Source organism: Methylopila turkensis (assembly GCF_027922325.1).
GTDB classification, from domain to species: Bacteria; Pseudomonadota; Alphaproteobacteria; order Rhizobiales; family Methylopilaceae; genus Methylopila; species Methylopila turkensis.
Genome location: NZ_BSFL01000002.1, coordinates 633060 through 657889 on the forward strand (window position 1 = coordinate 633060; position 24830 = coordinate 657889).

The 24830-nt window shown below is 71.2% G+C and carries 22 protein-coding genes; 9 read left to right on the plus strand and 13 right to left on the minus strand.

Features of this window, described 5'->3' with window-relative positions; all coding sequences use genetic code 11:
* Positions 1 to 8 precede the first annotated feature (8 nt).
* Together PKE78_RS09720 and PKE78_RS09725 are read right to left on the minus strand one after the other, a co-directional pair.
* Positions 9 to 215: a hypothetical protein gene (locus PKE78_RS09720; protein ID WP_271200674.1), complete on the minus strand. Its 207-nt coding sequence runs from the start codon at positions 213 to 215 to the stop codon at positions 9 to 11.
* A gap of 93 nt (positions 216 to 308) precedes the next feature.
* Positions 309 to 437: a hypothetical protein gene (locus PKE78_RS09725; protein WP_271200675.1), complete on the minus strand. Its 129-nt coding sequence runs from the start codon at positions 435 to 437 to the stop codon at positions 309 to 311.
* Between the two features lie 271 nt (positions 438 to 708).
* On the opposite strand from PKE78_RS09725, the gene PKE78_RS09730 reads away from it, so the two are divergent.
* Positions 709 to 1950 carry a hypothetical protein gene (locus tag PKE78_RS09730; RefSeq protein WP_271200676.1) on the plus strand — a complete coding sequence of 414 codons (1242 nt, stop codon included), beginning with the start codon at positions 709 to 711 and terminating at the stop codon, positions 1948 to 1950.
* A 9-nt stretch (positions 1951 to 1959) separates the two neighbouring features.
* Here PKE78_RS09730 and mscL read toward each other — a convergent pair whose 3' ends face one another.
* Positions 1960 to 2388 (minus strand): large conductance mechanosensitive channel protein MscL, encoded by a 429-nt coding sequence (mscL, locus tag PKE78_RS09735; protein WP_271200968.1) that lies wholly within the window; start codon positions 2386 to 2388, stop codon positions 1960 to 1962.
* A 149-nt stretch (positions 2389 to 2537) separates the two neighbouring features.
* On the opposite strand from mscL, the gene PKE78_RS09740 reads away from it, so the two are divergent.
* Together PKE78_RS09740 and PKE78_RS09745 are read left to right on the plus strand one after the other, a co-directional pair.
* On the plus strand, positions 2538 to 6032 hold the full coding sequence (locus tag PKE78_RS09740; protein ID WP_271200677.1) for a hybrid sensor histidine kinase/response regulator: 3495 nt from the start codon (positions 2538 to 2540) through the stop codon (positions 6030 to 6032).
* 194 nt (positions 6033 to 6226) lie between these two features.
* On the plus strand, positions 6227 to 7120 hold the full coding sequence (locus tag PKE78_RS09745; RefSeq protein WP_271200678.1) for a sulfotransferase family protein: 894 nt from the start codon (positions 6227 to 6229) through the stop codon (positions 7118 to 7120).
* Here the strand turns inward: PKE78_RS09745 and PKE78_RS09750 are convergent.
* Both PKE78_RS09750 and PKE78_RS09755 read right to left on the minus strand, forming a co-directional pair.
* Positions 7110 to 7775 (minus strand): response regulator transcription factor, encoded by a 666-nt coding sequence (locus PKE78_RS09750; RefSeq protein ID WP_271200679.1) that lies wholly within the window; start codon positions 7773 to 7775, stop codon positions 7110 to 7112. The genes PKE78_RS09745 and PKE78_RS09750 overlap by 11 nt on opposite strands.
* A 163-nt stretch (positions 7776 to 7938) precedes the next feature.
* Entirely contained in the window at positions 7939 to 8421 is a 483-nt protein-coding gene (locus PKE78_RS09755; RefSeq protein ID WP_428981250.1) for a secondary thiamine-phosphate synthase enzyme YjbQ, read from the minus strand.
* A gap of 88 nt (positions 8422 to 8509) precedes the next feature.
* Between PKE78_RS09755 and PKE78_RS09760 the strand changes: the two genes are divergently transcribed.
* Positions 8510 to 9469 carry an alpha/beta hydrolase gene (locus PKE78_RS09760; RefSeq protein ID WP_271200680.1) on the plus strand — a complete coding sequence of 320 codons (960 nt, stop codon included), beginning with the start codon at positions 8510 to 8512 and terminating at the stop codon, positions 9467 to 9469.
* Positions 9470 to 9476: 7 nt separating this feature from the next.
* On the opposite strand, the gene PKE78_RS09765 is transcribed toward PKE78_RS09760, so the two are convergent.
* The 4 genes from PKE78_RS09765 to PKE78_RS09780 all read right to left on the minus strand — a co-directional run bounded on the left by PKE78_RS09765 (position 9477) and on the right by PKE78_RS09780 (position 13364).
* Positions 9477 to 10529: a sensor histidine kinase gene (locus tag PKE78_RS09765; protein WP_271200681.1), complete on the minus strand. Its 1053-nt coding sequence runs from the start codon at positions 10527 to 10529 to the stop codon at positions 9477 to 9479.
* Positions 10526 to 10957, minus strand: coding sequence for a response regulator (locus PKE78_RS09770; RefSeq protein ID WP_271200682.1), 432 nt, complete (start codon positions 10955 to 10957; stop codon positions 10526 to 10528). The genes PKE78_RS09765 and PKE78_RS09770 overlap by 4 nt, the downstream gene beginning before the upstream one ends.
* On the minus strand, positions 10954 to 12453 hold the full coding sequence (locus tag PKE78_RS09775) for a sensor histidine kinase (protein WP_271200683.1): 1500 nt from the start codon (positions 12451 to 12453) through the stop codon (positions 10954 to 10956). Before PKE78_RS09775 ends, PKE78_RS09770 begins: the two co-directional genes overlap by 4 nt.
* Before the next feature lie 164 nt (positions 12454 to 12617).
* Positions 12618 to 13364 (minus strand): lytic transglycosylase domain-containing protein, encoded by a 747-nt coding sequence (locus PKE78_RS09780; protein WP_271200684.1) that lies wholly within the window; start codon positions 13362 to 13364, stop codon positions 12618 to 12620.
* Between the two features lie 200 nt (positions 13365 to 13564).
* Between PKE78_RS09780 and PKE78_RS09785 the strand changes: the two genes are divergently transcribed.
* Positions 13565 to 14845, plus strand: coding sequence for a hypothetical protein (locus PKE78_RS09785; RefSeq protein WP_271200685.1), 1281 nt, complete (start codon positions 13565 to 13567; stop codon positions 14843 to 14845).
* A gap of 12 nt (positions 14846 to 14857) precedes the next feature.
* On the opposite strand, the gene PKE78_RS09790 is transcribed toward PKE78_RS09785, so the two are convergent.
* The 3 genes from PKE78_RS09790 to PKE78_RS09800 all read right to left on the minus strand — a co-directional run bounded on the left by PKE78_RS09790 (position 14858) and on the right by PKE78_RS09800 (position 17206).
* Positions 14858 to 15187 carry a DMT family transporter gene (locus PKE78_RS09790; RefSeq protein ID WP_271200686.1) on the minus strand — a complete coding sequence of 110 codons (330 nt, stop codon included), beginning with the start codon at positions 15185 to 15187 and terminating at the stop codon, positions 14858 to 14860.
* A gap of 74 nt (positions 15188 to 15261) precedes the next feature.
* Positions 15262 to 15711 carry a GtrA family protein gene (locus PKE78_RS09795; RefSeq protein WP_271200687.1) on the minus strand — a complete coding sequence of 150 codons (450 nt, stop codon included), beginning with the start codon at positions 15709 to 15711 and terminating at the stop codon, positions 15262 to 15264.
* 7 nt (positions 15712 to 15718) lie between these two features.
* On the minus strand, positions 15719 to 17206 hold the full coding sequence (locus PKE78_RS09800; protein ID WP_271200688.1) for a UbiA family prenyltransferase: 1488 nt from the start codon (positions 17204 to 17206) through the stop codon (positions 15719 to 15721).
* Positions 17207 to 17399: 193 nt separating this feature from the next.
* On the opposite strand from PKE78_RS09800, the gene mprF reads away from it, so the two are divergent.
* Together mprF and PKE78_RS09810 are read left to right on the plus strand one after the other, a co-directional pair.
* Positions 17400 to 20153, plus strand: a complete 2754-nt coding sequence (gene mprF / locus PKE78_RS09805; protein WP_271200689.1) for a bifunctional lysylphosphatidylglycerol flippase/synthetase MprF — start codon at positions 17400 to 17402, stop codon at positions 20151 to 20153.
* The gene (locus PKE78_RS09810) at positions 20150 to 21529 is read left to right on the plus strand and encodes an AcvB/VirJ family lysyl-phosphatidylglycerol hydrolase (protein WP_271200690.1); all 1380 of its coding nucleotides are present in this window, start codon (positions 20150 to 20152) and stop codon (positions 21527 to 21529) included. Before mprF ends, PKE78_RS09810 begins: the two co-directional genes overlap by 4 nt.
* Positions 21530 to 21539: 10 nt before the next feature.
* On the opposite strand, the gene PKE78_RS09815 is transcribed toward PKE78_RS09810, so the two are convergent.
* The gene (locus PKE78_RS09815) at positions 21540 to 22739 is read right to left on the minus strand and encodes an acyl-CoA dehydrogenase (RefSeq protein WP_271200691.1); all 1200 of its coding nucleotides are present in this window, start codon (positions 22737 to 22739) and stop codon (positions 21540 to 21542) included.
* A 145-nt stretch (positions 22740 to 22884) separates the two neighbouring features.
* Between PKE78_RS09815 and PKE78_RS09820 the strand changes: the two genes are divergently transcribed.
* A complete protein-coding gene (locus PKE78_RS09820) occupies positions 22885 to 24147 on the plus strand; it encodes a glycosyltransferase family 4 protein (RefSeq protein WP_271200692.1) in 1263 nt (420 codons plus the stop codon).
* A gap of 153 nt (positions 24148 to 24300) precedes the next feature.
* Entirely contained in the window at positions 24301 to 24771 is a 471-nt protein-coding gene (locus tag PKE78_RS09825; protein ID WP_271200693.1) for a PEGA domain-containing protein, read from the plus strand.
* Positions 24772 to 24830 lie beyond the last annotated feature (59 nt).

Consider the following 24830-nt stretch of genomic DNA (forward strand, 5'->3'; position numbering starts at 1 on the left):
GGTCAGCCTCACGCCTTCCGGGTTCGCGCCCGCCGCTTCGCCGGAGCCGGCTTCGCGCCAAAGGCCGCGCCGGTCCAGAACGCGACGCTCTGGCGCGTCGCCTCCTCGAACATGGCCGACTGCGTGCGCCGCATCTCGGCGGCGGTCAGGCCGCGGGCGGCGCTCGCGAACGCGTTGGCGCCGCTCAGCCACATGCTCATCCAAGGATTTTTCATGCCGCCTGCTCTCCGGGTTCGGATGTCAGGAAGCAAACGTTTCGGGCGCGGCTTCGTTGCAGCGCTCGCGGGCGTCCTGCGCCCTTGCGCCGCTCAACGGCGGCGCTGGCCCTTCGCCTTGACGCGCACGGGCTGGGGACGAGGAGCGATCGCGGCTGACCATGCGAAAGCCATCGCGACCAGCACCACTCCAACGAAGGCGGACACTTCAAAACCCGTCACGGCGATGGCTCCTGAACTCGGTTCTACGCCAGTCCCGATCCAATGTAGGACTGAACCGCGAAAACGCAAACCGGCCCGCGCTCACCCTTGTGCGCGCGGCGCCGGGGGCCGGCATCGCCATCCGTCCCGCAATCGGGCCAACCGCGCGAAAATCGCGTCACCGCGTTCACGGGGCGCTCACCGTGCCGCGAGAATCCCGGCGGCCGGAAGCGCCGCGTTAAGGGGCGGGGCGCTTGGGTGAGGCCTTCGCATCAGCCGAGGCCAGCGACGGATGGCGCCGTCAACCGAGTTCACCCAGAAGCGCGGCGCGTTCCGCACGAGCTTCCGCTTCCGTCCCGACGCCCTCGAGCACACGCTCGAGCAGAAGCGGGAGCACGCCCGTCGCGTGAAGGTCCCGTGGCCGGAGATCGGCGCGCCGTCCAGCCACGAGCGGTTGATCCTCCCCGACGGCGCCCTGCGCTGGGTGATCCTGGTCCCGGCCGCGCTCGCCATCTTCGCCGCCTGGCGGGACGGGCCGCAGCCGATCACGCTCGCCGTCCACGCGGCCGGGGCGCTCGTGCTGCTCGCGGGGGCGCTGCTCACCCGGCGGTGGCGCGGCGGCGAGGTGACCCGCATCTTCGCCGGCGAGCGTGTGATCACGGTGCTCGACGATCCGCAGCGCGCGACGCTGCTGGCGGAGATCGAAAGCCGGCGCGCAGGGTCCCTCCTCGCCGCCGAGGAGGACGACGCGCCCCAGACGGTCCGGGAGCGCCTGCGCAGGCTGGAACGCCTGACGCGGGCCGAAGCCATCCCCGCGGCCGAAGCGGAGGCGGAGCGCGCGCGGCTGATCGGCGCCGAGCCTGCGCCTGCGCCGGACCAGAGCTTCCGCCAGCGTCGCGCCTTCGAGAGCGTGACGGTGACGCTCGGCCCGGACCGGCTCAGGTGGCGGGGAAACCACCTGTTCGAAGGCGGCCGCGAGATCGCGCTCGCCTACGCCGACCTGCCCGAGCCCGCCGCCGAGGACGACTACGACACGGGCCTCGATTTCGTGCTGGCCGCCGGCGTGATGCTGTGGACATTCGCGATCGTCTCCACCCTCGCCACGATCGTCACCGCCGGCGTTCCGGCCGACCATTATGTCGGCGGCCCGGGCCTGCCGCGCGCGATCGCGGATTTCGGGCCGCTCGGCCTGATCCTGCTCGGCGGCGTCGCGCTTGCGAGCGTCGTGGCGCGCACCCGATACGCCGCGCCCTATCCGTGGCTACGGCTGATCGCCGACCGGCAGGCGCCGGCGATCGTGGCGGCGGTCGATGCCCGCCGAGTCGCCGCGCTGCGGGCCTTCGCCCGGCCGAACCCCGCAAGGACCCTCGAGGAACAGACCGACGTGCTCGACTGGCTTCGGCGCGACGGCGTCATCACGCCGTCGGAGCGCGCCAAGCATCTCGAGGAGGCCCGCGGCGTCTGCGAGGACCCCGATCTCGACCGGCTGGCCGAAGAGCCGCCCGCCGCGCCGGCGCGACGGGCGCTGCACTGAAGCCCAGCCTCAGAGGCGGGCCTGGGAGCCGGCCAGAAGGTCGCGGATCTCGCCGAGCAGCTTCACGTCCTGCGGCACTTCCGCCGCTTGGGCCGGCTTCGCTTCTTCCTTCCTCTTCAGCCGGTTCACGGCCTTGATCACGAGGAACAGGATGAAGGCGATGATCAGGAAGTTGATGGCGATGGTCAGGAAGTTGCCGTAGGCCAGCACCGCGCCCTGCTTCTTGGCCTCGGCGAGCGATGGGGCGTTCACGGCCGACGACAGGCCGACGAAATAGTTCGAGAAGTCGAGCCCGCCGACGACCGCGCCGATGATCGGCATGAACACGTCGCCCACCAGGCTTTCCACGATCTTGCCGAACGCCGCTCCGATGATGACGCCGACCGCGAGGTCGACGACGTTGCCCTTCATCGCGAATTCTTTGAATTCCTGAATCATCGACATGTGACGCCCCGTAATGCATGGCCGGCCGAACCAACGGACAAATTGTCAGCCGAGCCGCCCGACGTTAACGAAGGATTGAAGCGCAAGGCAAGCAGCCCCCTCCCCGGTCGGCGGCGCGACGCCCGCGCGTGAGGAGCCGTTACGTGCAGTCCTGGGTCGTCGGCGCCGCCGCGCTTTATTTCGCCGTCCTGTTTGCGGTGGCCTTCTATGGCGACGCGCGCAAGCCCGCCTGGCTCTCCGGCCGGCTCAGGCGCTGCTCCTACGCGCTCGGCCTCGGGGTCTACTGCACGGCCTGGGCGTTCTTCGGCGCGGTCGGCTACGCCGCCTCCACCGGCTACGCCTATCTCGCGCTCGCGATCGGGCCCGCGCTTGCGATCGGCCTGTTCCATCCACTGGTCGCGCGGGTGATCCGCGTCGCGAAGGCGCAGAACATCACTTCGGTCGCCGACTTCATCGGCGCGCGCTACGGCAAGAGCCAGCCGGTGGCCGGGCTGGTCGCGCTGGCGGCCATCCTCGGCGCGCTGCCCTACATCGCGCTGCAGCTCAAGGCGATCACCGCGGCGCTCGGCGTCGCGCTCGGCCCGCAGGCCTTCCAGTCGTTCGATCCCGCGCTCGCGGCGGCCCTCGGGCTCGCCTTGTTCGCCGCCCTGTTCGGCACGCGCCAGGTGGACGCGACCGAACGCCATGACGGGCTGATGCTCGCCGTCGCCACCGAATCCGTCGTCAAGCTCGCGGCCTTCGTCATCGTCGGCGGCTTCGTGCTGTGGGGCGCGTTCGACGGGCCGGCCGACCTGTTCGCCAAGGCGCGGGCCGCCGGCGTCTCGGCGCCGTTCGAGCAGGCGCCCGCCGCGGCCCCCTTCGTCGCCATGCTGGTGGTGTCGTTCTGCGCCGCGCTGCTGCTGCCGCGGCAGTTCCACGTCACGGTCGTGGAGGCGCGCGATCCGTCCGAGGCGCGCAAGGCCGCCTGGCTGTTCCCCGTCTACCTGCTGGCGATGGCGCTGTTCGTCGCGCCGGTGGCGCTTGGCGGCCTCGTCGTCTTCGCGCAGGCGCCCGGATCGCCGCCGCCGGACCTCTACGTCCTGGCGCTGCCGCTTGCCGTCGACGCGCCCGCGATCGCGGCGATCGCCTTCGTCGGCGGGCTTTCGGCCGCCACCGCCATGGTGGTGGTCGAGACGGTCGCGCTCGCGATCATGGCGTCGAACGACCTCGCCGTCCCCGCCCTGCTACGCGGCGGCGGCTCCGCGCGGCGCGGCGACATGGTCCGCCGGCTGCTCATCATTCGTCGGGTCGCGATCGTCGCCATCCTGCTGCTGGCCTATGCGGCCCACCGGCTCGCCGGCGGGGCGGAGCTTGCCAAGCTCGGGCTGATCGCGCTCGCCGCCGCGGCCCAGCTCGCGCCGGCGTTCTTCGGCGGCCTGATGTGGCGGCGCGCGACCGCCCGCGGTGCGGTCGCCGGCCTGCTCGCCGGACTTGCGGTGTGGGCTTGGACCCTGGTGGTCCCGAACCTCGCCTTCGCGGCGCGGCTGACCGCCGAAGGCCCGTTCGGCGTCGCCTGGCTGGCGCCTCAGACCCTGTTCGGCTTCGGGTTCGACGATCCGTTCGCGAACGGCGTGTTCTGGAGCCTCGCTCTCAACGCGACCGCCTTCGTGCTCGCTTCGCTGAGCCGCGGGCCGAGCGCGATCGAGCGCCAGCAGGCCGAGAGCTTCGCCAATGACGGCGCGCCGCAGGAGGCCGGCGTGTCGGCCGCGCCGTTCCGCCCCTGGCGCGCCCGCGTCACCACCGCGGACGTGAAGCACGCCGTCGCGCGCTACATCGGCGCCGAGCGGGCGGAGCGCGCCTTCCTCGGCTACGAGGCCGGCCGTGGCGGCGCCGTGGCCGAGGACGGCGAGGTCGACGTGCAGACGCTGCGCTTCGCCGAGCACCTGCTCGCGTCCGCGATCGGCGCCGCCTCGTCCCGGATGGTGCTGTCGATGCTGCTGAGCCGCCGGAACGTCACTACCCGCGACGCGCTCCAGCTGCTCGACGACGCCTCCGCCGCGCTTCAGTCGAACCGCGACGTGCTGCAGACGGCGCTCGACCACGCGCGCCAGGGCATCACCGCGATCGACAGGGACATGAAGCTCGTCGCCTGGAACCGCGAGTTCCGCGAGCTGTTCGACCTGCCGGAGGAGATGATCTACCTCGGCGTCGGGCTCGACGACATCTTCCGCTTCAACGCCGCGCGCGGGCTGTACGGGCCGGTGCACGCCGAGGAGTTCGTCGCCGACCGCATCCAGCGCTTCGTCGTGCGGCTCGAGACCATGCGCACCCGCCTGCAGCCCTCGGGCCGGGTGATCGAAATCCGCTCCGCCCGCATGCCGGACAGCGGCGTGGTGACGACCTACACCGACATCACCGAGACGGTCGCCGCGCAGCAGGCGCTGGAGGTCGCGAACGAGAACCTCGAGCGGCGCGTGCGCGAGCGGACCCGCGAGCTGACGCGCCTGAACCAGGAGCTCGCCCGCGCCAAGACCGTGGCGGACGAGGCCAACATCTCGAAGACGCGCTTCCTGGCCGCCGCGAGCCACGACATTCTGCAGCCGCTGAACGCCGCGCGGCTGTTCTCGACCAGCCTCATGGAGCGGATCGGACCCGATCGGGAGGAAGGACGGCTCGCGCGCAACGTCGAGGCTTCGCTCGACGCGGTCGAGGAGATCCTGTCGGCGCTGCTCGACATCTCCCGGCTCGACACCGGCGCGATGCGGCCGGAGCTCTCGGCGTTCCGGCTCGACGACATCACCGCGCAGCTCGGCCGCGAGTTCGCGCCGGTCGCCGCCGAGAAGGGGCTGAAACTCAGCGTCATCGGGACCAGCCTCACCGTCCGTTCGGACCGCAAGCTGCTGCGCCGGCTGCTGCAGAACCTGATCTCGAACGCCATCAAGTACACGCCGCGCGGCCGCGTCATCGTCGGCGTCCGCAGGTTGAAGGGGCGCATCCGCGTCGAGGTGTGGGACACCGGCCTCGGCATCGCCTCGGGCCAGCAGCAGCTCGTGTTTCGTGAGTTCAAGCGGCTCGAGCAGGGGGCGAAGGTGGCGCCGGGTCTCGGCCTCGGCCTTTCGATCGTGGAGCGCATCGCGCGCGTGCTCGACCACCCGCTGACGCTGCGGTCCCAGCCGGGCATGGGCTCGGTGTTCTCCGTCGAGATCCCGACGACCGTGGCGGCGCCGCCCGCGCGGGCCGTCGAGGGTCCCGCCGCGGCGAACAGTTCGCCGCTGTCGGGCCTCGTCGTGCTGGCGATCGACAACGAGCCCTCCATTCTGGAGGGGATGTCGACGCTGCTGACGGGCTGGGGCTGCACCGCGCTCACCGCCGCCAGCCAGCGTGAGGGAGAACGCGTAGTCCACAAGCATAAATTGACCCCCGACGTCCTGCTTGCGGACTATCACCTCGACGAGGCCGACGGCCTCGAGGCGATCGTGAACCTGCGATGGAAGCTGGGGACGCCGATACCGGCCGTGCTCATCACGGCGGATCGCTCGCCGGGGTTGCGGAATCTGGCGGCCGAGAAGGACATTCAGGTCTTGCCGAAGCCGCTCCGCCCGGCGGCGCTCCGGGCGCTGCTGGCGCAGCTTCTGGCGCGGCGCGCGGCGGCGGAGTAGCCCGCGGCCGGGCGCCTCCGCCGCGCCGGATCGCGATCCACCCGCTGGCCGCGGCCGACCTGAGGATCGTCCGCTGGACGCTTCAGAACGACGACCGCTTCCGGCTGTCGCATCTCGGCCCCCTGCTCTTCGCCGCCCTCACGGAGCGGCTGCGGCGGCCCTGGATCGAAAAAGCGCAGGCGGCGGCCGCCGCCGTGCCCAACGATTGGAGCCTCGCGCTGCCGCCGGTCCTGATCGTCGGCTTCTGGCGCAGCGGCACCACCCTGTTGCATGAGATGCTCGCGGCCGACCGGCGCTTCGCCGCCCCGACGCTCATCGACGTGCTGTGCCCGACGGACGCGCCGTATCTCCGCAAGGCCAAGCAGCGCCTCACCGGCGCGATCGCCCCGCTGATGCCCGCGACGCGCGTGGTCGACAACGTCGCCGTGACCCCGCGCAGCCCGCAGGAGGAGGAGGCCGCGCTCTGCCATCTCGGTGCGCCTTCGAGCTTCGCCGCGGCCTACTTCCCGAAGAGGCGCGACGCGATCCTTGCGGAGGCGCTGTTCTTCGACGGCGCACCCGACGCCCGCGAGCGCTGGCGCGCGGCGCACGAGCACTTCATGCGCCTGATGGTGGTGAAATATCCGGGCCGCTGCATCCTGCTGAAGAACCCGTCGAACTCGACGCGCATTCCCGACCTGCTCGCGCTCTACCCCAGCGCGCTGTTCGTGCGCATCGATCGGGACCCGGCCGAGGTCGTGCCGTCGTTCCAGCGTATGACGGACGTCGCGAACGAGGCGTTCTCGCTTCAGGGCCGGGCGCCGCCGCTCGACCGCGAGGCCGCCACCCGATTTCATGCGCGCGTCACGGCGAAGCTCGACGCGGACTGGCCGCTGGTCGCGCCCGAACGACGCGTGGAGGTGCTGTACGAGACGTTCGCGCCCGCGCCGTTGCGCAGTGTCGACGCGATCTACCGGGGTCTCGGCCTCGAACGTTCCGTGGAGGCCCGTCGCCGGCAGAAGCGGTTCTGGCTGCGGCGCGGGCGAACCTGGAGCCCGCAGTCGATCGCCGCCGCTCAGATCAGGCCTAGTCTGCCGCTCAGCCCGTGACGCGCTCCGGCCACTGGCCCGCCTCGATCTTCGAGGCCGCGATCACCGCCTGCGTGCGGCTCTCGACCCCGAGCTTGGCGAGAATCGCGGAGACATGCGCCTTGACGGTCGCCTCCGACACGCCGAGCTCGTAGGCGATCTGCTTGTTGAGCAGGCCCTGGCTCAGCATCATCAGCACGCGCACCTGCTGCGGCGTCAGCGAGCCGAGGCGGGACACGAGCTTCGCGGAGGCGTCGTCGCCGGCGCTGGAGAGATCAAGCTCCGGCGGCGTCCAGGTGTCGCCGGCGAGCACAGCGCGCACGGCGTCGCGCATCTTCTCGACGTCGAGCGTCTTGGGGATGAAGCCTGAAGCGCCGAAGTCCATGCAGCGGCGGATCGTGGTCGGGTCCTCGTTGGCCGAGACCACGACCACCGGCGTCGCCGGGTACTGCGCGCGCAGGTACATCAGCCCGGAAAAGCCGCTGACGCCGGGCATGGTGAGATCGAGAAGCACGAGGTCGAACGAATCGCCCTCAAGCGTCTTCGACGCGTCGTCGAACGAACCGGCTTCGACGATCTCCGCCGCCTCGCCCTTCACCGCCTCTTTGAGAGCGGTGCGGAACAGCGGGTGATCGTCTGCGATGAGGAGGCGGAACGAGGATTCGGCTGTCGTCATGTAAACGTCTTAGCGCCCCGTCGATACCAAAGTCGATGCGTTAGAACGCCTCTCCGCGCAATGTTCAACACTTTACGCAGCCAGAACCTAAATTTTTCACCCAATCGCAATTATCCGGGCTCCGCACCTTTGTCGCGTTGCACCGAAAGGCTTAGCCAAAGCCCTATCGGAGGCCATCGTCGCGGGTTCCGATGAAGTGAATCACGATCTCCCGGTCGTGCGGGCGGTCGCGATGCTCGATCAGATAGAGCGCCTGCCACTGACCGAGCGCGGGCCGGCCGCCGAGAACGGGGACCGACAGAGACGCGCCCGTCAGGACCGCCTTCACATGGGCCGGCATGTCGTCCGGCCCTTCGAGATCGTGCCGCCAGCCCCCTTCGCGCGGCGCGAGGCGGTCGAGGGCGTCGACGAGGTCGAGCCGCACCTCCGGGCTCGCGTTCTCCTGGATGGTCAGCGAGGCCGATGTGTGCCGCACGAACAGCGTCAGGAGCCCGTCGCCGGCCGCGCCGTCGCGCAGCGCCTCGGCGACCTCGCGGGTGACGTCCGTGAGGCCCGGCCCGCGCGTGGCGACGACGAGGCGGCGCATGACCTGATGCGGCGCCGGACCGGCCGCTACGGGATCGGACTGGGACGATCGCTTCGACATGCGGCCAACATGGCGCGGTTCGGGCTTGCGGCGAAGCCCCCGCTCCGCGCTTGCTGCGGGGAAGCGACGAATCTCCGCCAAGGCCGCCATGTCACGTCCGTTGATCATCGATCCCGCCCGCTTCGCGCCGAACGCCGCGCCTGCGGAGACCGACGCGCTGAACGCGCGGCTGATCGCGGAGGCGGCGCGCTCGGCGGACGCGTGGTCGATCGGCCCGGCGGCAGTGCGCGACCGGCGCCGGCAGGGGCTGACGCCCTTCATCGGCGAGCCTAAGAGCCAGCGAGCCGAGGTCGTCGAGATCGAGGGTCCCGGCGGCCCGCTCGCCCTGCGCATGATCGCGCCGGAGCGTCCCCGCGGAGCCTATCTCCACATCCATGGCGGCGGCTGGACCTTCGGCTCGGCGGACCAGGACGATCCGAGGCTCGAGCGCCTGGCCTCGAACCTCGGCCTCGCCTGCGTCTCGGTCGAGTACCGCCTCGCCCCGGAACATCCCTATCCCGCCGCGCCCGACGACTGCGAAGCCGCGGCGCTGTGGCTCGCGCGGGAAGCCGCCGGACGGTTCGGGGCCATTCCGTTGCTGATCGGCGGCGAATCGGCCGGCGCCCATCTCGCCGTCGTCACCATGGCGCGGCTGCGGGACCGCCACGGGCTGACGCCCTTCGCGGCGGCGAACCTCACCGCGGGCTGCTTCGACCTCGGCCTGACGCCCAGCGCGCGCCGCGGCGCCGAGCGCCTGGTGCTTGGCGTCCGCGATCTGCGGATGTTCACGGCGATGTATCTTCAGGGCGGCGAGGACCCCGGCGCGCCGGACGTGTCGCCGCTCTACGCCGACCTCGCCGGGCTGCCGCCGGCGGTGTTCACGGTCGGCGGGCGCGACCCCCTGGTCGACGACACGCTGTTCATGGCCGCGCGCTGGACGGCGGCGGGCGCCGGCGCCGAACTGCATGTCTGGCCGGGATCGGCGCATGTGCACGTGGCGCTGCCGGACCCGAACGCCGCGCCCGCGCTCGACGCCATCGAGGCCTTCCTGGCCGCGGCGCTGGCCTGAGCGGCGCTCAGTCCGGGAAGGCGAACACGACCCGCGTGCCCTTGTGCTGCGGATCGCGCTCCATCTGGGACTGGATGCTGGCCGCCATGGTCCGGATGATCTTCTTGCCGAGCCCGGTGCCGCGCGGCGCCACATCGTCGGCGGAGCCGACGCCGTCGTCCTCGACCACCAGCGACAGCAGCGCCCCGTTCCGGCCGAGCCGGACGCGCACCGCGCCCTCGACGCCGATCGGATAGGCGTACTTGAACGCGTTGGTGACGAGCTCCGTCACGATGACGCCGATCGAGACCGCCCGGTCGGTCGCGACTTTCACGCGCTCCACGCTGACCTCGATGCGGTGCGGGCGGTCGGCGGTCTTCAGCGAGCTTTCGAGCTCTTCCGCGAGACCGCGCAGATACTCTTCCATGTCCACGGAGCGGACGTCATCCGAGGTGTAGAGCCGCCGATGGATCTGCGCGATGGCGAGGATCCGCGCCTCGGTCTCGCGCATCATGTCGCGCGCCGGCCCGTCGGGCACCGCGCCGGACTGCAGATGCACGAAGGCGGACACCAGCTGCAGGCTGTTCCCGACGCGGTGGTTCACTTCGCGCAGCAGCGCTTCGGCGCGGTCGCGGGCCTCGATCACGGCGCGCTCCGCGGCCTCCTTGAGCCGGCGCGTCTCCACATGCTGGATCGCCTGGGCGACGGCGGCGCGCAGCAGCGCCATGAACTCGCCGGCCACGTCCTTGACCACGTAGTCGATCGCGCCCGCCTTCAGGGCCGCGATCGCGATGCGCCCCTCGTCCGATCCGGTGACGTAGATCACCGGAGGCGCCTCCGGCAGCGCGCTGATCGCGGGCAGAAGGTCGAGCCCCGTCTCGCCCGCGAGGTAATGATCCAGCGCGACCGTGTCGAAGGAGCGTTCGCCGAGCAGCGCGAGCGCCTGGGCGCATGAAGCGACCGCCGTCACCTCGTAGCCCGCCCGCGTCAAGTCCTTGGCGACGAGGCGGCGCAGGGCCTCGTCGTCGTCGACATAGAGGACGCTGCGCGGGGCTCCCGGGGGCGCGGCCGCCGAGCTCATGCGTCGGGCACCTGCATGACCGACAGGAACAGGCCGAGCTGGCGGATCGCGGTGGCGAAGGTGTCGTAGTCCACCGGCTTGGTGATGTAGACGTTGCAGCCGAGATCGTAGCAGCGCTGGATCTCGACCTTGTCGTCGGTCGTCGTCAGCACGACCACGGGCGCGCGCTTCAGGCGCTCATGCGTCTTGATCACGCCGAGGATGTCGATCCCGGTCATGTCGGGCAGGTTGAGGTCGAGCAGGATCAGGATCGGCCCGTGCGCCGCCGTGTCCTCCGACTGCAGGAAGCGAAGCGCGGAGGTGCCGTCGGCGAAGTGGCGGATCTCGTTGTTCACGCCGGCGCGGCGGACGTTCTTCTCGATAAGGCGGGCATGCCCCTCGTCGTCCTCGATCATGACGATCACGACGGGGCGCTGGTTGGCGGTCATGCGGCGTACGTCTCCGTTTGCGGCGCCTTGTAGACGGCCGGGAAGCTCAGATGGAACGTCGAGCCTTTTCCGGGCTCCGAGGTCAGCGTGATGACGCCGCCGAGCCTGCGCACGGCCGCGCGCACGAAGGCGAGGCCGAGACCCTCACCCGGCTGGTCCTGGGCGCCGGCGCGGCGGAACAGCTCGAACACCCGCTCATGATCGCGCGGATCGATACCGCGCCCGTTGTCCTCGATGTCGAACTCCGCGCGATGGCCGGCGTAACGGCCTCGCACGACAATGCGGCCCGGGCGCGACCTGTCGAGATACTTTACCGCGTTCTCGATCAGATTCTGCATGATCTGCTCGAACGAAAGCCGGTCCGTGACCAGCGTCGGCAGATCCCCCGCCACGACGATCTCGGCGTCGGCGGCTTCCGTCTGCTGGCGCAAGGTCTGCGCGATCGCCTCAACCATCTGGTCGACGCGGATGGTCTCGGGCGTGATGACGCGCCGGCCTTCGCGCGACAGCTTCAGGATGGCGTTGATCAGACGATCCATCTTGGCCGTCGAGGCGCGGATGAAGCCGATCGCCTCGGGCAGGTCCTCGTCGACCGCGAGCCGGGCGTCTTCCGAGATCTGGTCGGGCGCGTGGCGCGCCAGCACGTCCATCTGCTCCTTCAGCGTCTTGCGCGCGGCGTCGAGTTCGGAGGTGAAGCCCATCACGTTGACGAGCGGCGCGCGCAGATCGTGGCTCACGATGTAGGCGAAGCGCTGGATCTCGGCGTTCGCCGCGACGAGGTCGGAAGTGCGTTCCTGGACCGCGGCTTCGAGGCCGGCGTTCGCCTGCGCGAGTTCGCCGTGCGCCGCTTCGATCGCGCGGGCCTGGCGGCGGACGACGAGCTGGGCCGCGAAGGCGAGCCCGGCCGCGAGCAGCAGCCCGAGCGTCACCACGGCGAGCTGGAGATTGGCCGTCCGTTCGGCCTGCGCGAGGCTGTTCTGGAAACGCTCGGTCTCGACCGCTACCATGCGGTCGGCCTGGTCGCGCAGGCGGACCATCCTCTCGCGGCCTTCGCCGGTCCGCACCAGTTCGACCGCCTCGTCCCACCGGCCCGAGCGCGCGTATTCGAGCGTCCGCGCGAGTTCGGTCAGCTTCTCGTCCAGCAGCCGCACGAGCTGGCGGGCCTCGTCCTGCCCGCCTTCCGCCGTCGCGTGGGCCAGCAGATCCGCGACGCGCGCGGCGCGCTGCGCGATCGCCTCATTGTAGGGGGCGAGATAGGCGTCCAAACGCGCGAGCAGGAACCCGCGCTGGCCGGACTCCGCGTCCTGGGCCACGTCGAACACGCGGCGGATGTCGGATCGGTACTCGAGCGTCGTCGCGACCTGGCGGTTGAACGCCGCGTTGCGATTGGCGAGCCAGACCGAGGAGGCCCCGACCACCGCGAGCGCCCCGAAGCCGAGCGCCAGGAGCAGGACCTCTTTTCGAGCCTTACGTTCGCCGGATGGCGCAGCGTCCATGACGTTCCCGCGCGATCGGCGCCTCGCGGCGTCTCGCGACGCCCGCGGCGACGTCGCGTTCTGTTTCTCGCGAGCCCCACGCTCCACATGAGGCCTGACGCTTCCGGCGTCCAGCGCGAAGATGCCTTCGCGGGATTTTTTCCCGGCGGTTTCGCCAGGCCTGCTTAACGCATGATCGTGAGCGAACCGGCCCCGGCACGGTCGAGCGCCTTGCGTCGGGCGTCCACGCCGCGCCAGTTGAACCGCATCCGCACCCGCCCGTTGGCCAGCCGACGGACGCCCGGCGCCGTCGAGACGCCGGCCGGCGCCCCGAAGGTCGCGACCGGCACGGCGCCGGCGACCTTGTAGCCACGCGCCGCGAGGATCGCCCGCACCCGCACGCAGTAGGCGACCGAACGGTGGGAGAAGCGGGTCTCGCCGTGGCCGGCGCGGTACTTCATGACCGTGCCGCAGATGTCCTCGCCGGTCATGCGCCAAGCCTCGCCGAGGTAGCGCACGCCGTAGCGGACGTTGGTCGCGGGATCGAACAGCTCGTCCAGGGGCGCGCGGAAGCCGAGCATGCGCGCGGTCGACGGCAGCACCTGCATCAGCCCGATCTCGCCGACGCCGCCCACGGCCCGCGGGTTGAAGCCGCTCTCGACCTCCGCGACCGCCTCGGCGATCTCAGCCGGCACGCCGTTCTCGGCGGCGGCGACGCGGATCAGGCCGCGGATCGTGGCCTCGTCGCCCTTGGCCTCGTCGCCCTGGGCCTCGGGAGGCTTGGGAGCCGCGACCGTCTCCTGCGGAGCCGGGGACGCGACGGCGGGCGTCGCGGGACCGGCGGCCGGGGCCGGCTCCGGAGCCTGGGGCGTCTCGGCCCGGACCTCCGGGAACGCGAGCCCCGCGAGGAGAACAAGGATGGCGGTCCGCATCATCGGTCGCGTGGAACCTCGTCGCGCGCATGAGCCCCCGGTATCGCATGACCTCCCCAGGCGGCGAAAGCGCGGCGGCGACGTCTCCCGGGCTTGTCATCTTCCGGCCTTCCGGCCTGCGGGCGGCGTTAGCGTTTCGCCAAAGCCTTGCTGTCATCATGCGGGCCGACCGCCGCAAGGCCTGACCGGAGCGCCGACCGATGACCGCGACCCACGCCGCAGGCGACACGCGCCGCTCGTTCCGGTTCGACCGCTGGACCGTCGTGACCGCGATCGCCTTCGCGCTGGCGGGCGCCCTGCTCGCCGCCCTCGCCTACCGCGCGCTTCGAGAGAACGGCGGCGGCAACAGCTACGCGCTGCTGGCCGACGCCTGGCTCCACGGCCGGTTCTGGAGCACGGCCTGCTTCGACAGCGACTGCGCGGTGTTCATGGAGAAGATCTATGTGATCTTCCCGCCGGTCCCGGCCTTCTTCGCGCTGCCGGTCGTGGCGCTGTTCGGCCCGAACGCCTCCGGCTTCCTGATCATCTCCGGCGTCCTGCTCGCGGTCACCGGCTGGACGTGGTGGACGATCGCCGCCCGCCTCGGCGCAGACCGCGAAGCGCGGCTTTGGACCACGCTCGCCTTCGTGTTCGGAACGCCCGCGATCTATGTGGCGCTGCGCGGCGACGCGGTGTGGTTCTTCGCCCAGGCGGTGGCGCTGCCGCTGGTGAGCCTCGCGCTGCTCGCGGCGCTCGACCGCCGGCTCTGGCTCGCAGGCCTGCTGATCGGCCTCGCCTTCCTGTCGCGCCAGATGGCGCTGTTCGTGGCGCCCTTCATCTTCGCGCTGTCGCGTCCCAAGGGCGAGCCGCTGATCGCCTTCGACCGCGAGACCATCGCCGACGCGCTCAAGATCGGCGCGCCCATCCTCGCCGCCATCGCCGCCTACTGCCTCTACAACTGGCTGCGCTTCGGCGCGCCGATGGAGACGGGCTACAAGTACATCGCCGCCTACCCCGCCGAGAGCGACCGCAACTTCATCACTTGGCGGATCATCGACATCGGGCTGTTCGCGAAGGACTACTTCGTCTTCAACGTCGCCCACATGTTCCTGCAGGGCTTCCACATCGAGTTCGGCGGCAAGTACATGACCGAGATCGTGCGGATGGACCAGATGGGGACGTCGATCCTGGCCGCGAGCCCATTCGTGCTCTACGCCTTCTACGCACGCCCCGACGCGAAGCTGCTGGTCGGCCTCGCCGTCGCCGCGGTGATCGGCGGCATCACGCTGTTCTACCACTCGAACGGCTTCTCGCAGCACAACGTGCAGCGCTACGCGCTCGACTGGCTGCCGGTGATCTACCTGCTGCTGATCGCCGGCGCCTTCACCGGCGCGGCCGACAAGGTCGCCGAGCGGCTGAAGCCGTTCAAGCTGCTGACGACCTACGCCATCGGCCTCAACGTCGCCGCCTTCGCGGTGGTGGCGGTCACCAAGGGCGGGTGAGGTCCGGGCGCGTCAATGCGCGCCCGCCTTCGAGAACAGGTTCAGCACCACGACGCCGGCCACGATCAGCCCGACGCCCGCGATCGCCGGCGCGTCGAGCTTCTGGCCGAAGGCGAGCCAGCCGACGAGCGAGATCAGCACGATGCCGGCGCCCGACCATACGGCGTAGGCCACGCCGATCGGGATCGTCCGGAGCGTCAGCGATAGGAAGTAAAAGGCGACAGCGTAGCCGAGGATGGTGATGATCGAAGGGCCGAGCCGGGTGAAGCCCTCGGTCGTCTTCATCGCCGAGGTGGCGAACACCTCGCACAAGATCGCCGCCGCCAGATAAAGCCAGTTCATCGTCCCGCTCCCGTCGTTGTCCGCGACGGGCTTAGCACGGGATCTCGGACGCGCCAGACGGGGCGCGCCCGCCCTCACATCCCCCGGAACGTCAGCAGGCGGTGGCCGACATAGCTCGTCGCCGCGCCGATGCCGATCGCGGCGGCGTGGGCGATGGGCTCGACCCACAGCGTCCAGCCCACGGCTGGCGCGAGCCAATGCACGAAGGCGAGCGCGAGCAGCCAGACCTCGAGGGCGCCGACGAGATTGACGACCACGAACTTCCAGAGCTGCGCGCGGGCGTCGCCTTCGCGCGCCTCGAACACGAACAAGCGGTAGAGGAAGAAGCCCACCACCATGCCGATGCCGTAGGCGACCAGCACCGCGGCCGAGAACGGCATAATCTCGTTGAGCGGGAACCGCGCCGCCCAGTTCACGAAGGCCGCGAAGCCGCCTGCGAGCAGGAACCGGCCGATGCGGCGAAGCTCAGCCGGGCTCATGCGGGCGCGCAGGGAGGGCGGCAGGACGGCGACGAGGTTCTGCATCGTCCCCTCACCACAGCCGGCCGACGGGGGCGATCGCAGCGACGAAAGCGAGCGCCATCACCACGCCAAGCGCGATGCTCGGCCGGTCCCGGACCGCGAAGGCGACAGGGTCGTCGTGGAGTTCGTCGCGGCCCGACAGCACCCAGACGCGGCCGAGCCAGAGGAACAGCACGCAGGGGAACGCCCAGAGCGCGCCCGGCGTCTGGTACATGCCGGCCGGGAACGCCTCGTTGAAGATATAGAGCACCATGACGAGCACCGCCGACATGCCGGTGGCCGTGCCCATGCAGATCAGGAACGGCGCGTCGGCGGCGATGTACCCGCGGCCGGCGGCCTTGTCCTTACCCGCCAGCGCCACCCGCACCATCTCGGTGTGGCGCTTGGCGAAGGACAGCGAGGCGAAGATGAACATGGAGAACACCAGCAGCCACGGCGACGCGACCACGCCCGCGAGCGCCACGCCGACGACGAGCCGCATCGTGAACAAGCCGGCGAGCGTGAACACGTCGAGCACCGCGACCTGCTTCAGGCGGAACGAATAGGCGAGCGTCACGACGAGATAGCCGAGCAGCGCGAAGAACGCGCCCCACCCGATCAGCGCGGCGCCGCCGAGCGCGATCAAGATGCCGATCGGCGCCGCGGCGAGGCCGGCCGCGATCGGCAGCCGCCCGCTCGCGAAGGCGCGGTCGCGCTTCGACCAGTGCCGGCGGTCGTCGTTGATGTCCCAGAGGTCGTTCAGCAGATAGGTCGACGACGCCAGGATCCCGAGCAGGACGAAACCCGCGAGCGTCACCGCCCAGGTTTCGAGGTCGAGCGCCTTTCCGCCGAGGACCATCGGCACGAACACGAGCGCGTTCTTGGCCCATTGGTGCACGCGGGCGGCCTTGGCGACGGTCCTCGCGCCGATCCTCGGGCGTGGGATGACGGCGAGCGGCGGACGGATAGCCTCAGCGGCCTTCAGCGTCGAGGCGCGCGCCCCGACCACCACGGTCTCCCTGGCCGCGCGCCACACCGGCAGGTCGGCGGCGGCGTCGCCGGCATAGGCGAAGCCGCCGGGAAAGCGCTTCGTCAGCGCGGCGGCCTTGGCCTCGCCCTTCAGGTTCGAGACGCCGTCGCTCGCGATCACGCCGTCGACGAATCCGAAGCGGGCGGCGAGCTTGGCCGCGACCAGCGCGTCGGACGCGGTGGCGAGATGGATCTCGCGGCCCTTCGCGCGCTCCGCCTCGATGAAGGCCACGAGCTCCTCGTTGACCGGCAGCGCCTCCACGTCGATCTCGACGCTTTCGGACAGCCGCCGCTTCAGCGCGGCGCGGCCTTTCAGCATCCAGAACAGCAGCGTGAAGATGCGCAGCGGATTGCGCAGGAAGACGAGCGCCTGCTCGGCGAGCAGGTCGCCGCGGATCAGGGTGCCGTCCACGTCGACCGCCAGCGGCGCGAGGCCGGACGGCGCGGGGCGGCGGACCTCCTCGACCAGGGTCATGCTTGCGGGCCTCATGCCGGCCTCCGTTCGCTGGCCTCCGGAACGCGCCTGCGCGACCGGACGCCTGTCGTAAGACGCATGACGTTCTGCTATCGCGTTCGGGTTAAAATCCGCCCTATGTCCGCCGTGATTGTCGAGGCCTTCTCTGCGCGCCTTACGTCGCGCGGCTTGCTTCGCGGCCCGCTTCACGCCATGTGCCACGGCTGACATGTCCCGACCGACCGAGACGGCCCCCGCCCCCGACGCGACGACGCCTGGCGACGCACCGCCCGACGGCGCCTCCGCCGTTCAGGGGCAGGCGGCGGAGGACGGCGCCCCGTCCGGCGAGGCTCCGCCGCCTCTGGCCTTCCCGCGCCTTCGCGCCTGGGCCGCCACCGTGCCGTGGCGCACCGTCGGCGCCCTCGCCTCGTTGCTGCTGTTCGCCGTGGTGCTCTACGTGCTCCACGGCCTCGTCGAGGAGGTCAAGCTCGACGACGTCAAGACGGCGATCGCGGCCACGCCGTGGAGCACGCTCGGCATAGCGCTCGCCGCGACCGCCGCGAGCTACGTCGCGCTCACGGGCTACGACTGGTTCGGCATCCTGCACATCAAGCGCCGCGACGTCGGCTATCCCATCGCCGCGCTCGCCTCGTTCACGGGCTACGCGCTGTCCTACACGATCGGGTTCCAGCTCGTGGTCGCGGGCGCGGTGCGCTACCGGATCTACGCCGGCGCCGGCCTCGGCGCGGCGGAGGTCGCCGCGATCACCGCGATCTCGGCGCTCACGCTGTGGCTCGGCATCTTCTTCACGCTCGCGATCGGCCTCGTCACCGAGGCGCCGGACGTCTCCCGCCTCGACGGCCTGCCGGTCTCGGTCAACATGGCGATCGGGATCGCGATCCTGGCGGCGCTGGCGTTCTATCTGCTCTGGATCTCGCGGCGTGAGCGGGCCGTCACGATCGAAGGCTACCGGCTCGCGCTGCCGGGCGTGAAGTCCACCGGCGCGCAGATCATCATCGGCCTCGTCGACCTGCTCGGCGCCGCCTTCGCGCTGTGGGTGCTGCTGCCCGCGGACGCCGTGATCGCCTTCCCGACCTTCGCCGCGCTGTTCGTGGTCGCGATGACGCTTGGCATGCTGAGCCACGCGCCGGGCGGCGCCGGCGTGATCGAGGCGACCGTGCTGATCGCGCTGCCGAACCTGCCGGCCGACGCGGTGCTGGCGAGCCTGCTGCTGTGGCGGGTGGTCTACTACCTCATTCCCTTCACCCTCGCGCTCGGGCTGCTCGGGGGCTCGGAGTTCGCCCGCCGCAAGGGCTATCTCCACCGCGCCGGCGTGATGCTCGCCGCCGTCATGCGGCCGGTGGCCCCCATCGTGCTGGGCGCCGCCGTTTTCCTCGGCGGCATCGTGCTGCTGATCTCCGGCGCGCTGCCTGCCGAGACCGACCGCCTTCACGTGCTGCGCGGCTTCGTGCCGTTGCCCTTCGTCGAGGCCTCGCATCTGCTCGCGAGCGTCGTCGGCGTGGTGCTGCTGGTGGTCGCGCGCGGCCTGCTCAGGCGACTCGACGGAGCCTACCGCATCGCCCAATTGCTGCTCGCCGCCGGCCTCGTGTTTTCGCTCGTGAAGGGCGTCGACATCGAGGAGGCGATCGTGCTCGGCGTCGTCCTCGCGCTGCTGACCGTCAACCGCCGCGCCTTCTACCGCCGCGCCTCGCTGTGGGACCAGGACCTCGCGCCGGCCTGGCTCGCGGCGGTCGCGATCGTGCTGTGCGGCTCGGTCTGGCTCGGCTTCTTCGCCTACCGCAACGTCGAATATTCGAACGACCTGTGGTGGGACTTCGCCTATCGCGGCGACGCGCCGCGCTTCCTGCGCGCGAGCCTCGCGGCAGGCGTCGCCGCGCTCGCGATCGGCCTGTACGCGCTGCTGCACCGTCACAGCGCGCCGAAGGCCTCCGCCGAGGCCGCGTCGGGCCGCGTCGCCGAAATCGTCGCCCGGTCGCCGCGGGCGGACGCCAACCTCGCCTTTCTCGGCGACAAGCGCTTCCTGTTCTCCGAGGCCGGCGACGCCTTCATCATGTACCAGGTGCAGGGCCGGAGCTGGGTCGCGATGGGCGACCCGGTCGGCCCCGCGGACAAGGTGTCGGAGCTGCTCTGGGCGTTCCGCGAGCTCGCCGACCAGCACAGCGGCTGGCCGGTGTTCTACCAGGCGAGCGTGGCGCGGCTGCCGACCTATCTCGACCTCGGCCTGTCGCTGCTGAAGCTCGGCGAGGAGGCGCGGGTCGAGCTTTCGAAGTTCACGCTCGAGGGCAAGGCCGGCTACGAGTGGCGCTACGTCGATCGCAAGGCGTCGAAGGACGGGCTCGAGGTGGCGATCGTGCCTCGCGAGCAGGCCGCCGCCCTGCTGCCGGAGCTGCGCCGCGTCTCCGACGCCTGGATGGCCTCCAAGAAGGTCGGGGAGAAGGGCTTCTCGCTCGGCTTCTGGTCCGAAGGCTATCTTCGCCACTTCGACATGGCGATCGTCCGGCACGAGGGCCGCATCGTCGCCTTCGCCAACATGTGGTACGGCGCGGACAAGGAGGAGGCGACGGTCGACCTGATGCGCTACCTCCCCGACGCGCCCAAGGGCGTGATGGACGCGCTGTTCGTGCGGCTGATGCTGCGCGCCAAGGCCGACGGCTACCGCTGGTTCAACCTCGGCATGGCGCCGCTGTCGGGGCTCGTCGATCACCCGCTCGGGCCGACCTGGAACCGCGTCGGCGCCTTCCTGTTCCGCTACGGCGACAACTTCTACAATTTCGAGGGTCTCAGGACCTACAAGTCCAAGTTCTCGCCGGTGTGGGAGCCCCGCTACCTCGCCTGCCCCGGCGGGTGGGTGCTGCCTCAGATCCTGCTCGACGTCACCGCGCTGATCGGCGGCGCGCCGAAGCGGGCGGACGAGGCGATGCGCGCCGCGCTGCTGGCCGAGCCGAAGGAAAGCGCGGCGTGAGCCTCCGGAGGCTGCTTCTGGCGCTCGCCTGCGCCGCCGCGCTCGCAGGCCCCGCCTCCGCCGACGACCTCCGCCGCGCGACCGCCGGCAACGAGACGGTCGCGAACGTGCCGATCGTCGCCCCCGCCGGCGAGCCTGACGCGATCGTCGCGCTGATCTCAGGTCTGGACGGCTGGACGCCGGCCCGCGCCGCGGAAGCCGACGCGCTCGCGCGCCAAGGCGCGCTGGTGATCGGGATCGACCTGCCGCGCTGGCTCGAAGGGCTCGGGCGCGAGAAGGAGGACTGCGTCTTCCTGCCCGGCGACGTCGAGGAATGGGGCCGGCTCGCCGGCAAGGAGCTCGGCCTCAAGCGCTACCGCTTCCCCGTGCTGCTCGGCGTCGGCCGCGGCGCGGACGTCGCCTATGCGGCGCTGTCGCAGGCGCCCGCCAACATGTTCACGGGCGCGGTCTCGGTGGGTTTCACAGCCAAGGTCCCGCTGGCGAAGCCGCTTTGCGACGGCCCGAAGACCGAGACGCGCGACGGCGCCGAGCTCGTCCTCGGCTCTGACACGCCGGCGCCGCTGCAGGGCGAATGGCGCGTGCTGACCGACGGGCCGGCGCCGCAGGCGGTCAAGGAGTTCGTTGCGCCGCTGCCGACCGGCGACGTCGTCGAGCAGCCGGCGGGCGCGGACATGGCCGCCGCCGCCCGCGACGCGGCGCTCGACATCGGCGGGAGCGACGCCGACGCGGTGAACGACCTGCCGCTGGTGCTCTATCCGCCGAAGCGGCCCGACCCGAAAGGCCTCGTCGTGATCTACGCCGGCGACGGCGGCTGGCGCGACCTCGACAAGACGCTCGCCGAAGAGTTCCAGACGCGCGGCTACGGCGTCGTGGGCGTCGACACGCTGCGCTACTTCTGGAACGAGAAGACCCCGCGCGAGATGGGCGAGGACCTGGAGGCGATCCTCGGCCGCTACGGGCCGGAGTGGAAGGCGCCGAAGACGCTGCTCGCCGGATACTCCTTCGGGGCCGACGTCATCCCCTTCGCCTGGGGCCGCGTCTCGAAGCAGACACGGGATTCCGTCCGCCTGATCGCCCTGCTCGGCCTGTCCAAGACCGCCGATTTCGAGCTCAGCGTCTCGGGCTGGCTCGGCGTCAAGTCGGGCGAGCACGACGTGCTGAAGCCCGCCGCGGCGCTGCCGATGGACCGGGTGCTGTGCATCTACGGCAAGGACGAGCTCAAGGACGCGGACAACGACGTGGCCTGCGCCACCGACACGTTCCCGCCCTCCGCGCGGCTGGAGGAGCCCGGCGGGCACCATTTCGACGAGAACTACGAGGCGCTGGCCGCCAAGCTCGACGACGCCTTCGCGACCCGCGCCGCGGCGGGACGCTGACGCTCGTTCTCTACGAGAACGCCTGCAGCCCGGTCTGGGCGCGGCCGAGGATCAGCGCATGCACGTCGTGCGCGCCCTCGTAGGTGTTCACCGCCTCGAGGTTCTGGGCGACCCGCATCACGTGGTACTCGTCCGAAATGCCGTTGCCGCCGTGCATGTCGCGCGCGACGCGGGCGATGTCGAGCGCCTTGCCGCAGGCGTTGCGCTTGATCAGCGAGATCGCCTCCGGCGCGAGCCGGCCTTCGTCGAACAGCCGCCCGGCCCGTAGCGCCGCCTGCAGCCCGAGCGCGATCTCGGTCTGCATGTCGGCGAGCTTCTTCTGCACGAGCTGGGTCTGGGCGAGCGGCCGGCCGAACTGAACGCGCGCGAGCGTGTAGTCCCGCGCCGCCTTCCAGCAGAACTCGGCCGCCCCCATGGCGCCCCAGGCGATGCCGTAGCGCGCGCGGTTGAGGCAGCCGAACGGCCCCTTCAGGCCCGAGACGTTCGGCAGCAGCGCGCTCTCCGGCACCTCGACGCCGTCCATCACGATCTCGCCGGTGACCGAGGCCCGCAGCGCGAGCTTGCCCTCGATCTTCGGCGCCGAGAGGCCTTTCGCGCCCTTCTCCAGCAGGAAGCCCCGGATGCGGCCCTCATGGGCGGCGCTCTTTGCCCAGACGACGAAGACGTCCGCGATCGGCGCGTTGGTGATCCACGTCTTGGCGCCGTTCAGGCGGTAGCCGCCGTCGATCCGGTCGGCGCGGGTCCGCATCCCGGCCGGATCGGAGCCCGCGTCCGGCTCGGTCAGGCCGAAGCAGCCGACCGCCTCGCCGCGGGCGAGCTTCGGCAGGAAGCGGCGGCGCTGCGCCTCGTCGCCATAGGCCCAGATCGGATACATCACGAGCGAGGACTGCACGCTCATCGCGGAGCGGTAGCCGGAATCGGCGCGCTCGATCTCGCGGGCCGCGAGGCCATAGGCGACATAGCCAAGCCCCGCGCCGCCATAGGCTTCCGGCAGCGTGGCGCCGAGCAGGCCGAGTTCGCCCATCTCGGCGAGGATCTCGCGGTCGAAGCGTTCGTGCCGGTAGGCGTCGCGCACCCGCGGCATGAGCCTGTCCTGGGCGTAGGATTCCGCCGTGTCCTGCGCCAGCCGCTCGTCCTCGGTGAGCTGAGAGCGCAGATCGAACGGGTCCTCCCAGTCGAAAGCGGGGGCTGTGGTCTCCGGCGGCGTCATGGGCGGGTCCTTGCGCGTCGTCTTCGGGCGGAAGATCGGCCGGAAGCGCGCCGCCGCCAAGGCCCGCCGCGCTTCCGGCCGACGGCGGCGCATGTTACGCCGCGACAGCCCACGCCGTCCGGCCTCAGAGCATCCCCGGCCCGCCATGCCCCGCACCGTCCTCGACGTCACACGCCTTCTGACGCGCGCGCACCATCCGGTCGCGACCGGCGTCGACCGGGTCGAGCTCGCCTACGCCCGCCGCATGCTGGAGCTGCCGCCCCAACGCACGGGCTTCGCCGCGATCACGGGGCGCGTCGCGGGGCGGCTGCCGCGCGGCCGCGTGGCGGCGCTGGTGGAGGCGCTCGACCGGCGCTGGAGCGAAGGCCGCGGCGACGCCGCATCCGCCCGCAGGCTCGCCGGGCGACTTGGGGCGGCGACGCCCGCCGCATGGGACGCCGCCTCCGCGCATGACGAAGGCGAGGACGCGACCAGGCTCGCGATCAGCCTGCGGGCGATCGCGCTCGCCGGCTTCGCCTTCCCGCCCGTCGCGCCCGGCGACACCTACGTCCACGTCTCCCACATCCGCCTCGACCGCACGGCGCCGTTCGAGGCCATCCGCGCGGCCGGCGCGGACCTGACCGTTCTGGTCCACGACCTGATCCCGATCCGCTTTCCCGAATACGGCCGGGCCGGCGAGGACGCGCGGCACCGCCGGCGCATGACGACGGCGCTCGAATTCGCGACCACGCTGATCGCGAATTCGGAGGACACGGCCCGCGATCTCGCCGCCTTCGCGATGGAGACGAAGCGGTTTGCGCCCCCGATCGTGCCGGCGAGACTTGGCGTCGAGAGCGGCTTTCGGCGCGACGTCGAGCCGCTCGCGGCGACGAAGCCCTATTTCGTCGCGCTCGGCACCATCGAGCCGCGCAAGAACCACCTGACGCTGCTCCACGTGTGGCGGCGGCTCGCAGAAGAGCTGGGCGAGGCCGCGCCGACGCTGGTGCTGGTCGGCCGCCGCGGCTGGGAGAACGAGATGGTCGTCGACCTCCTCGAACGGTGCCCGGCTATGCGCGCCCACGTGATCGAGACCAACGACCTGCCGGACACGGCCCTCGTCGCGCTGCTGCGCGGGGCGCGCGCGCTGTTGTTCCCGAGCTTTTCCGAGGGCTTCGGCCTGCCGCTTGCGGAGGCGCTCGGCCTCGGCGCGCCGGCGGTCGCTTCCGACCTCCCCGCGTTCCGCGAGGTCGCCGGCGACGCCGCGGACTATCTCGATCCGCTGGACGGGCCGGGCTGGGAGCGCGCTGTGCTCGCGTTCATGCGCGACCCGTCTCCGCGCCGGGACCAGGCGCTCGCCCGCGCTGCGGCCTACGCTCCGCCGAGCTGGGCCTCGCATTTCGCCAGGGTCGACGCCGCGCTCGGGCTCTGACCCGCGGACGCGGCGGCGGGATGAGACACAGAAGGCACGCCCCGGCACGATCGACGCCCTGTACGCGTTTGCCCCAATGTCGCCGGATTCTCGCTACCCATACGAGCACTTCTCCAGCCGTCGCAAGGAACGGCTACTGGAGATGATTCGCGGATGCGCCTTCTTCTCGCAGCGGTTTTGACGCTGCCTCTCGCCGCTTGCGCCTCGATCACCCGAGGGACGACCGACCAGATCACGATCACGACCACGCCGCCGGGCGCCGCCGTGAAGACCTCCATGAGCCATTCCTGCCAGAGTCCCTGCACGCTGACGGTCGGCCGGAAGGACGAGTTCATCGTCACCGCGTCGATGCCCGGATACAAGGACGCCGCCACGCCGGTGAAGACGCGGCTCGCCGGCTCAGGCGCGGCGGGCTTCGCCGGCAACGTGCTGGTCGGCGGCGTGATCGGCATGGGCGTGGACGCGGCGACCGGCGCAACGCTCGAGCACTATCCGAGCCCCGTCGCGCTGGTCCTTGAGCCGCATTCCGTGGCGCCGGCCGCCGCGCCCGCCAAGCCCACGCGGCGGAAGGCCACGACGCCGAAGCCGCTCGCCTTCAAGCCCGAAGCCGCGCCGGAAGGCTGACCGCGGCGCCAAACGAAAACGCCGCGCCGGGCTTCGGAAGCCGGGCGCGGCGTGGATTG